12 protein-coding genes and 1 pseudogene are annotated in these 11648 nt (G+C 38.7%); 8 read left to right on the top strand and 5 right to left on the bottom strand.

The window, feature by feature from the left end:
• Window positions 1-7 precede the first annotated feature (7 nt).
• Genes I6H78_RS04840 through I6H78_RS04830 form a run of 3 tightly spaced genes read left to right on the top strand, consistent with a single transcriptional unit; the run spans window position 8 to window position 2967 of the window.
• Window positions 8-781 (top strand): hypothetical protein, encoded by a 774-nt coding sequence (locus I6H78_RS04840; RefSeq protein WP_198458966.1) that lies wholly within the window; start codon window positions 8-10, stop codon window positions 779-781.
• Between the two features lie 13 nt (window positions 782-794).
• Window positions 795-2300, top strand: coding sequence for a serine/threonine-protein kinase (locus I6H78_RS04835; RefSeq protein WP_198458965.1), 1506 nt, complete (start codon window positions 795-797; stop codon window positions 2298-2300).
• A 16-nt stretch (window positions 2301-2316) separates the two neighbouring features.
• Window positions 2317-2967, top strand: a complete 651-nt coding sequence (locus tag I6H78_RS04830; protein ID WP_198458964.1) for a hypothetical protein — start codon at window positions 2317-2319, stop codon at window positions 2965-2967.
• A 381-nt stretch (window positions 2968-3348) separates the two neighbouring features.
• Here I6H78_RS04830 and rpmG read toward each other — a convergent pair whose 3' ends face one another.
• The 4 genes from rpmG to I6H78_RS04810 form a co-directional block, all read right to left on the bottom strand.
• Window positions 3349-3498 (bottom strand): 50S ribosomal protein L33, encoded by a 150-nt coding sequence (gene rpmG, locus I6H78_RS04825; RefSeq protein WP_001265622.1) that lies wholly within the window; start codon window positions 3496-3498, stop codon window positions 3349-3351.
• Window positions 3499-3513: 15 nt separating this feature from the next.
• Window positions 3514-3696: a 50S ribosomal protein L32 gene (gene rpmF / locus I6H78_RS04820; RefSeq protein ID WP_000290417.1), complete on the bottom strand. Its 183-nt coding sequence runs from the start codon at window positions 3694-3696 to the stop codon at window positions 3514-3516.
• A gap of 147 nt (window positions 3697-3843) precedes the next feature.
• Window positions 3844-4044 carry a type II toxin-antitoxin system antitoxin gene (locus I6H78_RS04815; protein WP_000796544.1) on the bottom strand — a complete coding sequence of 67 codons (201 nt, stop codon included), beginning with the start codon at window positions 4042-4044 and terminating at the stop codon, window positions 3844-3846.
• A gap of 2 nt (window positions 4045-4046) precedes the next feature.
• Window positions 4047-5054: an SPFH domain-containing protein gene (locus tag I6H78_RS04810; RefSeq protein ID WP_198458963.1), complete on the bottom strand. Its 1008-nt coding sequence runs from the start codon at window positions 5052-5054 to the stop codon at window positions 4047-4049.
• 184 nt (window positions 5055-5238) lie between these two features.
• On the opposite strand from I6H78_RS04810, the gene ilvD reads away from it, so the two are divergent.
• Window positions 5239-6942, top strand: coding sequence for a dihydroxy-acid dehydratase (ilvD, locus tag I6H78_RS04805; RefSeq protein ID WP_198458962.1), 1704 nt, complete (start codon window positions 5239-5241; stop codon window positions 6940-6942).
• Between the two features lie 123 nt (window positions 6943-7065).
• Window positions 7066-7433: pseudogene (locus I6H78_RS04800) on the top strand (VOC family protein).
• 44 nt (window positions 7434-7477) lie between these two features.
• Here I6H78_RS04800 and I6H78_RS04795 read toward each other — a convergent pair.
• The gene (locus I6H78_RS04795; protein ID WP_001204052.1) at window positions 7478-7819 is read right to left on the bottom strand and encodes a metal-sulfur cluster assembly factor; all 342 of its coding nucleotides are present in this window, start codon (window positions 7817-7819) and stop codon (window positions 7478-7480) included.
• A gap of 123 nt (window positions 7820-7942) precedes the next feature.
• On the opposite strand from I6H78_RS04795, the gene I6H78_RS04790 reads away from it, so the two are divergent.
• The 3 genes from I6H78_RS04790 to hisS all read left to right on the top strand — a co-directional run bounded on the left by I6H78_RS04790 (window position 7943) and on the right by hisS (window position 11589).
• Complete coding sequence (locus I6H78_RS04790) at window positions 7943-8794, top strand: helix-turn-helix domain-containing protein (RefSeq protein ID WP_198458961.1); 852 nt, start codon at window positions 7943-7945, stop codon at window positions 8792-8794.
• A 187-nt stretch (window positions 8795-8981) separates the two neighbouring features.
• Window positions 8982-10229, top strand: a complete 1248-nt coding sequence (locus I6H78_RS04785; protein WP_198458960.1) for an MFS transporter — start codon at window positions 8982-8984, stop codon at window positions 10227-10229.
• Between the two features lie 79 nt (window positions 10230-10308).
• The gene (gene hisS, locus I6H78_RS04780; RefSeq protein WP_198458959.1) at window positions 10309-11589 is read left to right on the top strand and encodes a histidine--tRNA ligase; all 1281 of its coding nucleotides are present in this window, start codon (window positions 10309-10311) and stop codon (window positions 11587-11589) included.
• Window positions 11590-11648: the final 59 nt, after the last annotated feature.

Below are 11648 nucleotides of genomic sequence, written 5' to 3'. Positions count from 1 at the left end.
AATTTTTATGGAAGAAAATTTAAACCCTAATATTGACCCACGTATACAATTCAAATTGTTACCACCAGCTACTATTATTAAAAATTTTGTTGATGGAGAGCCCGACTGTAATTATGAGAACTATTTACTAGAGCTACTTAATAAGTCATCTCATTTCAAAGATAAAGGGCAATCTCCTTTCTATAAACCGTTAAATGAAAATAATGGTCAATGTGATGCAATATCGAAAAATTATGAAATAGACTTTAAATTATTATCATCTAGCACTAGATTACAAGCTAGTCATTTGTTTTCTCCGGGCATTAGCAATTATGGCGATGGTATAATTGGTATTCATGAAAGTAAAAAGAAATTCGGTGAAGTAAAAGCTACTCAGATTCATGTTGCATTCCGAACAAGAGATATATCAGAGCTCACTCGATTAGGGGAAAACTTTTTAAATATTAGAAAGTATGGTATTGAAAGAGATATCATAAAAGTGTTGAAAATGCTTGAAAAACAGAAAAACCTTTTATTATTTTTTCCATATTCGTTTGAGCTGATTGATATACTCGAGACAGATAATTCGGATGATATTATTGTAAGCGCGTTAAATTATGATTTCCACTCACTATTTGAATACAGAAGTTTAAAAGCGAAGGGATTTGATACCTATTTTGTAACTATATTTCAAGATAGATTTTATATTTTTTCTATTCTTGACGACATCCTCTGTTTAATTGAGAAAGTAGATTGTATGTTACTGCCTACATTTATTAAATTAAAGAATTACCATCTATAAGGAGGACGAGTTATTGATCAATCCAGATTTTTACAAAAGACTAGCAAAGATATTCTGTGGAGATGAGACAGAGCTGTTTACTTATAAATCAGGACCTCAGCTAGTTTCTTTTTTTAATACCCATTTCCATACTCAAGATAGTTATGGTCAGGGTTTTCCTACAAGATGGATATATGTGAATGACAAGCTGTTGGACTTTTCATCTAGAGGCATTATCAATTCATTTTTCAGCCTTATACTCAGCAAACAATATCTTTTAACAGAGCGTCAGATAAGTGAAGTGGACGCTATAGAGCATCAGCAGAAAATAATAAATGAATTAGATAAAATTTGTTCTGTTTATTCTTTAAAACTCTCAAGAAAAGGAAATGAATTTTATTTAGTAGAAATTGATTTAGATTTAGTTGAGATTGGAAAGGGTGGCTTTGCTGATATTTATTTCCAAAAATCTACAGGATTAGTTGTAAAAAAACTAAATGAGGAATCTGTGAGACGACAATCGTTGAGAAGTAGGTTAAAAAGAGAGTATGAAATAACTAAGTCTTGTTCGGATATTGAGAGTATTATTCGAGTATTTGATTTCGATAGTAGTAATTGTTCATACACAATGGAAAAAGCCGATGATACATTGGGAAATTATATTGAAGCAAGTGAGCTGACAGAGGATTCTAAACTCAATATATTGCGTCAAATACTTTATACTATGTCTCTTGTCCACCAAAGAGATGTTCTACATAGAGACTTAAGTCCGACCAATGTTTTTTTAGTGAATGGGATAATTAAGATTGCTGATTTTGGTTTAGGAAAAAACCTAAACACTCTGACATCTCATCAAACAATGGACACAACTTCCTTTGGTCAACTCTTTTATTGCGCACCAGAGCAATTAATGCTTTTAAAAGATGCCGATAAACGAAGCGATGTGTATTCGCTGGGACGTATTATTAATTTTGTTATGACTAAGTATCCTAATATTTCTTCTCATTCACTTCGTTCTGTTAGTGAAAAAGCTACGAATTTAGAACCTGATTATAGGTATCAAGATGCTACTGAAATGTTGAGTGCATTAAATGCATGGTTGAGAATTAGAAGCGACGATGCTTTTAAGAAGACAATATGGGAAAAAATTAGCAACGGTGTTTTTGATGACGACATAGAAAACTATATCTATGAAATGCCAGCAAGAGAGTTATGTCAAGCATGTATAAAAAAAAGTAATGTTTTTATTGAAAGCTTAATGATCTTTATGAAGTTAGATGATACCCATGCGATTTATATCATTCAGACGATTCATTCTAACTATGAGCAATATTTGAAACGATTTGAAGATGCAGACTCTTTTGCTACCCTTTCTTATAGAGTTCTAAAGGAACAATTTTCATTCAATGTTAAAGAAGTGGCTGCTCAGATTTTACACTATGTAGCTTATGAAGTTGGGCGCTTTTCTGCTCAGCGTAAGATAGATAACTTGATTGAAAATGGGATTGAACCAATGATTGAGTCAATATTAGAAAGATAGATCAGGAGGAAATGTAATGACAAATGATGAATATTTCAATGAAATAGAGACATATTTTAATAAATTAAGAGAATATCGTGAAGAATCAAAGACAATAGCTGAAGGTATTATTGGTGAAAATCTAACTGAAGATGATTTGTTTTTTATTTCTGCACTTAACAGACGGGTTCAACATATTGATGGAATAATAGATTTACTAAGAATGAGAAATCTGGCTTGTGTAGGAATTTTAGTACGAACACAACTTGATAACCTTATGAGAGTCTTCGCTGCTTTTATATCAGAAGATAGAAGAACCTTTATTAAAGAGAGTTTAAGTGGTAAAGCTATTAGAAATATGAGAGATAATCAAAACAGAAAGATGACTGATTTCAATCTTAAGAAAAGGATATCGGAGTATTATCCTGAGATTGAAGAAATATACAATAAATCATCTGGCTATGTTCATTTGTCTGAAGTCGCATTTCATGAAGCCTTTTGGGCCGAACGTTTTGAAAAAAGAGACAAAATTAAATTTTCAGTTGGATTTCCCCCAAGAGAAAAACTAAATCCTATTTTAATTGAATGTGCTGAAGTATTCTGTCACTTTACAGAGATTGAATATGATTTTTACCAAAAAATCATTGATTCAAAAAAAGTTTTTGATAATAAACAAAAAGAGATTTAAAAATCGATATGAACTATGTTGAAATTGAAATATCAATTTTGATAAAAATAGAAGATTTAATAATAAGATAAAATGAATTATGAAGATAGAGAATATTGCTTCAAAAATCACATTAATCTCAATTGCTTATGATTTATATGATGGTTCGTTGAACATTGATGATTGGAAAGCAAAGATTGAATAGATTATAAAATACAAAAACGCTCTAGACAATATGACTAGAGCGTTTTCTATATATCCGAACATCTAATTTATTTCACAAAAAATGTAGTCAAAAATGTAGTCATTCGGTTGATTTTTATTGCAATACATTGAATTTTGAAAATTCAAGAATCGCGTTAAATCAAGGTTTTTGCGTTTCTACTGAAACGTAATGACCCACTATTTAACCTCTGTAAACACAACGTGTTTGCGAAGTTTTGGTGAGTATTTCTTCAATTGAAGACGGTCTGGAGTGTTACGTTTGTTTTTAGAAGTAAGGTACAAGCGTTCACCAGATTCTTTGTGTTCAAGTGTGATATTTACGCGCATGGTATCTCCCTTCTATTATTCAGCTGATGCAGCTTTAGCGATTTTACGTCCTTTGTAGTATCCTTTAAGTGATACGCGGTGAGAACGTGAGTAATCTCCAGTAGTTTCGTCAAAGTTTACAGATGGAGCTGTTACTTTGTAGTGTGTACGACGTTTGTTTTTCTTCGCTTTTGAAGTGCGACGTGCAGGTACTGCCATTTTGATTTCTCCTTTTAAGATATAATTCAGTTAGGTTTGATTTTCATCAACTTTAATAGTATATCAAAACTTTTTTGTAAAGTAAAGTTACTTGACAAAAAAAGATGAAAAAATTCTCCCGTCTGACCCAGCAGACAGGAGAAGGTGTTAAATATCAATCTCAAATGGTTCGTCAATGGTTTCTGATACGTATTTTCCGTCTTTCTTCCGTTGTTTGACACATTCTGTGAGGAGATATTCGATTTGCCCATTGACTGAACGAAAGTCGTCTTCTGCCCATGATGCGAGTGCAGCGTATAACTTTGTTGAGAGTCGAAGGGGGATCTGCTTTTTTTTAGCTTCAGCCATCTTTAGTAAAGACTTCCTGCGTTGACAATTGGTTGTGCATCATGATTGCCACAGAGAACGACTAAGAGATTTGAAACCATGGCAGCTTTTCGTTCTTCGTCAAGCTCTACCAATTCCCCTTCATTGAGACGTTCTAGGGCCATTTCAACCATTCCTACAGCGCCGTCTACAATCATCTTACGTGCATCGATAATAGCAGATGCTTGTTGACGTTGAAGCATGACAGCAGCAATTTCTGGCGCATAAGCTAGGTAAGTGATTCGGGCTTCAAGGATTTCCAAGCCAGCATCCTCAACACGACTTTGGATTTCTTCACGAATACGTTTAGCTACAATCTCACTAGAACCGCGGAGACTACCTTCATCTGCTTGTCCATCCCCTGTAGTATCTACATTAGGAGACACATCGTAAGGATAGATGCGGACAATATTACGGAGGGCGCTATCACACTGCAATGAGAGATATTCTTTATAGTTATCAACGTTGAAGACTGCCTTAGCGGTATCGACAACTCTCCAAGTTACCGCGATACCGATTTCTACGGGATTTCCTAGACAATCATTGATTTTTTGGCGAGAATTGCTCAAGGTCATAACCTTGAGAGAAATCTGTTTCTTGCCAATTTCAAGGCTTACATCATTGCCATTTGATGATTTCATTCCTGAAAAAGGAGATTTTGTGCTAACATCACCACTTTGACCAAGTCGAGTGTGGTTTGCAGGGTTGACTGCTATGCTAAAAGGATTGACAAAGTAAAAACCAGGTTCTTTGATGGTACCTGTATAATTACCAAAGAGGGTCAAAACCAGAGCTTCCTGAGGTTTGACAACTTTTAAACCAGCATGAGCTAGACCTGCAATTAAGCTTAATAAAAGTCCGATAATAATTCCAAAAACGTTTTCCGAACCAGCACCGATTACAAATATAAAAATGCCAAGTACGAGTGTCAACTCGATAAGTATCAAGGCCGCTACACCATTTGGTTTTGAATTGATTAGTTTTTCAGTCATAAGAATGACCTCCTGTTATGTGATATCTAAATGATATCACTTTAATTTGTAAAGTCAAGAAATAAATGTAACATTTTTAAAGAAAATATCACTGTATAGAATTTTCTGAAAATTCAAGAATTTTCTTCTGTTCATTGCCTTTAAAATGTGCTATAATAGTAAAAACTGAAGCGGGAGGGATAAGATGACTGAATTAGATAAACGTCACCGCAGTAGCATTTATGACAGCATGGTTAAATCACCAAACCGCGCTATGCTTCGTGCGACTGGTATGACAGATAAGGATTTTGAAACACCGATTGTGGGAGTGATTTCGACTTGGGCGGAAAATACACCATGTAACATCCACTTGCATGATTTCGGAAAATTGGCTAAAGAGGGTATCAAATCGGCAGGTGCTTGGCCTGTTCAGTTTGGAACCATTACCGTAGCGGACGGGATTGCCATGGGAACGCCTGGGATGCGTTTCTCTCTAACATCTCGCGATATCATTGCGGACTCAATCGAGGCGGCTATGGGGGGGCATAATGTGGATGCCTTTGTGGCTATCGGTGGCTGTGACAAGAACATGCCTGGTTCCATGATTGCCATTGCCAATATGGATATCCCAGCTATTTTCGCCTATGGTGGGACCATTGCACCGGGAAATCTTGATGGCAAAGACATTGACTTGGTTTCTGTCTTTGAAGGTATCGGTAAGTGGAACCACGGTGACATGACAGCTGAGGACGTGAAGCGTCTTGAATGTAATGCCTGCCCTGGCCCTGGTGGCTGTGGTGGTATGTATACAGCTAATACCATGGCGACTGCTATCGAAGTTCTAGGTATGAGTTTGCCAGGATCTTCATCTCACCCAGCTGAATCAGCTGACAAGAAAGAAGATATCGAAGCAGCAGGACGTGCTGTTGTCAAGATGCTGGAGCTTGGTCTCAAACCATCAGATATCTTGACTCGTGAAGCCTTTGAAGATGCCATCACTGTAACGATGGCTCTCGGTGGTTCTACAAATGCCACTCTTCACTTGCTTGCCATTGCCCATGCGGCTAATGTTGACTTGTCACTTGAGGACTTCAATACGATCCAAGAGCGTGTTCCTCACTTGGCCGATTTGAAACCATCTGGTCAGTATGTCTTCCAAGATCTCTACGAAGTCGGTGGTGTACCTGCGGTTATGAAATATCTCTTGGCAAATGGCTTCCTTCATGGAGACCGCATCACATGTACTGGTAAGACGGTTGCTGAAAACTTGGCTGACTTTGCAGACCTCACACCAGGTCAAAAAGTCATTATGCCACTTGAAAATCCAAAACGTGCAGATGGTCCGCTTATCATCTTGAACGGGAACCTTGCCCCTAATGGCGCGGTTGCTAAGGTATCAGGTGTTAAAGTGCGTCGTCACGTTGGACCTGCTAAAGTCTTTGACTCAGAAGAAGATGCCATTCAGGCTGTTCTGACAGATGAAATCGTTGATGGCGATGTTGTCGTTGTCCGTTTCGTTGGACCTAAGGGTGGTCCTGGTATGCCTGAGATGCTGTCACTTTCATCCATGATCGTTGGTAAAGGTCAAGGAGACAAGGTTGCCCTCTTGACAGACGGACGTTTCTCTGGTGGTACTTATGGTCTGGTTGTTGGACATATCGCCCCTGAAGCTCAGGATGGTGGACCAATTGCCTACCTTCGTACAGGTGATATCGTTACGGTTGACCAAGATACCAAAGAAATTTCCATGGCCGTATCGGAAGAAGAACTTGAAAAACGTAAAGCAGAAACAACCTTGCCACCACTTTACAGCCGTGGTGTTCTTGGTAAATATGCCCATATCGTATCATCTGCTTCACGCGGAGCCGTGACAGACTTCTGGAATATGGATAAGTCAGGTAAAAAATAACTAAGACTAAAAAACAGTGCAGTCTAGATAAGGTTGCACTGTTTTGTTTTAATCAAATCAATTGTTCCTTTTTAATGATTGTGCTAAAATGTTAATTCGAGTTGAATTGATAAAGGAGAGACAATGTTTTCAAAAAATACAGGGATCATGCTTTATGTAGATGACGTCGTAGCAGAGAAAGATTTTTGGTCTGCCATTGGATTTGAAGTTTTAACCAATCGGAAATAATGGGATTTAAAACTTTTGAGATGAAACCGCATGTAGATAGTACTTTGACTTTTACTGTCTATGCCAAGGACTTTATTCGTCAGGTATCGCCAGAAGTAGTTGATATGAAGCCAAGTATTCTTTTTGAAGCTAAAGATATCTACGCCTTACATAAACTGGTGTCTAGGATAACCGATACAACTAGTCCAGTGAATGAAGAACCGTTTTTGAATTTTAACTTTGCAAACCCGAGTGGGCACTATTTTGCAGTTAAAGGAATTTAATAATAAAACAGCTCTCTGAAAGTAAACAGAGAGCCTTTTATGTTTTAACGAGGTGGTAGTCCCAGGGCAATACGGCCGTAGCGACTGATTCGTGTAATCTTCCAGGCAGGTGACCAGGTGACTTCAACCTTGACATCTTCGATACCCTCGATTTGTTTCAGACCTGCGACGATTTCGATAGGCAGGCTTTCAGCGCAATCGCAGGCAGTGTCAGTAAAGGTCATGACAATCTTGCAGAGACCTGTTTCGTCCAGATTGATTTCATAAATCAAGCCCAGATTGTAAACATCCAATTCCACATCTGTATCAAAAACCTTCTCTAGTTTTTCAATAATTTGGTCTTGCAAGGCCAAAGCCCGGTCATTGATTTTGATGTCGTCTCTCATAACAGTCCCTCCACGTGATAAGTATCCTCTATTTTCTCATAATTCTGACAATTTGGCAAGTTTTTGATGAATTTTCTGAAAAATATGATAAAATGAAGAAAATGAGGAATCAAGGGGAAGTCTATGGAGCAGATTGGAAAAGTCTTTAGACAATTACGAGAGTCAAGAAATATCTCGCTGAGACAAGCAACTAGGGGACAATTTTCGCCGTCTATGTTGTCCCGATTTGAAACTGGTCAGAGTGAGCTTTCGGTGGAAAAGTTTCTGTTTGCCCTAGAAAATATATCTACTAGTGTAGAAGAAATTCTCTTTCTGGCGAGAGGTTTTCAGTATGATACAGATTCTGAGTTGAGAAAAGAAATCACAGATATCTTGGATCCAAAGGACATAGCACCTCTCGAGGACTTGTATCGTAAGGAGTATCAAAAGCATGCTGATTCTCAAAATAAACAGAAACATATTCTAAATGCCATTATGATCAAGTCTTATATGAAGAGCATGGATGAAACGGTAGAGTTAACAGCAGAGGAAGGGAAAGTCCTTCATGACTACCTGTTTTCTACCGAGATTTGGGGAATCTATGAACTCAATTTGTTCTCAGTCAGTTCCCCACTCTTATCTGTTCCTCTTTTTACTAGATATGTACGAGAAATGGTCCGCAAATCCGATTTTCTAATGGAAATGTCTGGTAATCGTAACCTTTTTCACACCATGCTATTGAATGGTTTTTTAGCTAGCATTGAGTGTGAAGAATTTACCAATGCCTATTATTTTAAACGTGTTATCGAAGAGCATTTCTACAAGGAAAACGAGACCTATTTCCGAATAGTCTACTTGTGGGCGGAAGGTCTCCTTGATAGCAAGCAAGGCAGAGTCAAGGAAGGTCAGAAAAAGATGGAGGATGCAGTCCGTATTTTTGAGATGCTTGGCTGTAACAAATCTGCCGAATACTATAGAAACACGCCCGATTGTTGAATATCTGCAAGTTAAGAAAATAATTTGAAATTTGAAGCGATAGAACTCTAGACCTCTCTCAGGCCATTAAAGAACTTCTATCGTTTTTTGTGTGTTGCATATATTCAAAAAAATTTCCCGCTAATTCCTAAGTGCTATACTGTAGTCATACTTCATATAGAACGTAGAACAAGAAGGGAGATTACCTATGAAACTATTGTTTAGAAATCCAGCTTATCGACTGTTGACTTTGTCACGATTCTTCAATGCTTTTGGTGCTTCGATTTTTAATCTGGTATTTATCGTCTATGCGTCGACCTTGCCACAAGCCTCTTTTGCGGTTGCTATGGCGAATATTGTCATGATTCTTCCGACTCTCTTTACAGTTTTTGTAGGGATTCGGGCAGATTACACGAGGGGCAAGGTCAAATGGATGACCTATAGTGGTTTGTTTCAGGCTCTTCTCTTTTTCCTAGCAGCTCTGTTGCTTGGTCAAGGCAATCTCTTTGCCTTTTCTAGCCTGTGTTTGATCAATGTCATTAGCGATCTAATCAGTGATTTTGCTGGTGGTTTGCGCATGCCTTTCATCAAGGAAAAAGTAGCTGAACAATATCTGATGGAAGCTTATTCTTTTTCCCAGTTCATCACCTATATTTCAGCTATTGGTGGTCAAGCTTTCGGAGTCTGGCTCTTAGGTCTATCGGTCAACAATTTTTCCCTCGTTGCTGGAATCAATGCCTGTTTTTTCCTAGTATCAGCCGCTATTCTCTTTTTAGGCAGAAGCAAATTGAACCTGTCAGTTTCATCTGCTGATGGTGAAATCCTAAAAAATGAGAAGCTTTCTATCAAAGACCAGTTTCTATCGATTTACCGAAATTTACATCTCGTTTTTCTTCAAAGCGGACAAAAGAACTTTGGTTTGATGCTCTGTGCGGTTTTATTGATTAACGCATTGGGTGGTGCTTTGGGAGGCATTTATAACATCTTCTTTTTGAGCCACTCTCTGTTGAACTTTTCGTACACAGAGGCGCTATTTATCGAGCAGGTCTGTGTTTTCTTAGCAGTCATCATCAGTAGCCTTGCGGGAAATGATTATTTTGGGAAACAGCCTTTATTAAGGTTAATGATGTGGGTGACGCTTGGAGCGACCCTAGTTGGCCTAGCCAATTTATTAAATCAAGTTTTGATCGGAATGTTTTTCCTCTTCTTTACGATGTATATTTCTGGAAAAATTTCTCCCAAGATTAGCGCTATGCTCATGAAAAATCTATCCCCAGAGGTCCTTTCACGTACCAGCAATTTTTTAAATCTTCTCTTTACCCTTTCTATTCCTGTGGGAACAGCCTGTTTTTCACTTGTAGCCGTATGGGATATGCAGTTGACCTGGATCTTATTTGTTGGCCTTTCCTTGCTTGCCATTCTCCTAGCTAGTCTTAATCTCAAAAATGATATTTAGATTCTAGTCTTCTTTTCTCACTGTTTTAATCCCTCTATTTATGGTAAAATAAGACTATTAAGTTTAAAGAGGATTCCCTATGAAATTACAAAAACCAAAAGGAACGCAGGATATTTTACCTGCTGAGTCTGCTAAGTGGCAGTACGTTGAGGGCTTTGCCCGTAAAATTTTCAAGCGCTATAACTATGCAGAAGTGCGTACGCCTATTTTTGAGCATTACGAGGTTATCAGTCGCTCTGTCGGAGATACAACCGATATTGTAACCAAGGAAATGTACGATTTTTATGACAAGGGTGACCGCCATATTACCCTCCGTCCAGAAGGAACTGCGCCCGTTGTCCGTTCTTATGTGGAAAATAAACTCTTCGCCCCAGAAGTACAAAAGCCAAGTAAGTTCTACTACATGGGCCCTATGTTCCGTTATGAGCGTCCACAGGCAGGGCGTTTACGCCAATTCCACCAGATTGGTGTCGAGTGTTTTGGCTCTAGTAATCCAGCTACCGATGTGGAAACCATCGCTATGGCAGCCCATTTCTTGAAAGAAATCGGCATTAAAGGTGTGAAATTGCATCTCAACACTCTGGGAAATCCTGAGAGCCGTGCGGCCTATCGTCAAGCCTTGATCGACTATTTGACACCGCTCAAGGAGACCTTGTCTAAGGATAGCCAACGTCGCTTGGAGGAAAATCCTCTTCGTGTCTTGGACTCTAAGGAGAAAGAAGACAAGGTAGCAGTGGAGAATGCACCATCTATCTTGGATTTCCTTGATGAAGAAAGCCAAGCACACTTTGATGCCGTCCGTCAGATGTTGGAAAATCTTGGAGTAGACTATATCATCGATCCCAATATGGTGCGTGGTCTGGACTACTACAACCACACGATTTTCGAGTTCATCACTGAAATCGAGGGCAATGATTTGACCGTCTGTGCGGGTGGTCGCTACGATGGCTTGGTCTCTTACTTTGGTGGTCCTGAAACTGCTGGATTTGGATTTGGCCTTGGTGTAGAGCGCCTGCTTCTCATCCTTGAAAAGCAAGGTGTGACCCTCCCTATCGAAAATGCCCTAGATGTCTATATCGCAGTCTTGGGTGAAGGAGCAAATGTTAAGGCCTTGGAATTGGTACAAGCCCTTCGCCAACAAGGATTCAAAGCAGAGCGTGATTACCTTAACCGTAAACTCAAAGCTCAGTTCAAGTCCGCCGATGTCTTTGCGGCTAAGACCCTCATCACTCTCGGAGAGAGCGAAGTCGAAAGCGGACAAGTGACAGTTAAGAACAACCAAACACGAGAAGAAGTGGAAGCATCCCTTGAGACCATCAGCCAAAATTTCTCTCAAGTCTTTGAAAAACTAGGATTTTAATGACAGATAAACTGGTCAGGACCTTACTCCTGCCCCTCTTTTTCCTAGGATTAACATTG

It is taken from the genome of Streptococcus oralis (assembly GCF_016127915.1).
Classification (GTDB): Bacteria; Bacillota; Bacilli; order Lactobacillales; family Streptococcaceae; genus Streptococcus; species Streptococcus oralis_BO.
Note: the sequence above shows the minus strand (reverse complement) of the source record. Positions and strands in the feature narration are given on the sequence as shown.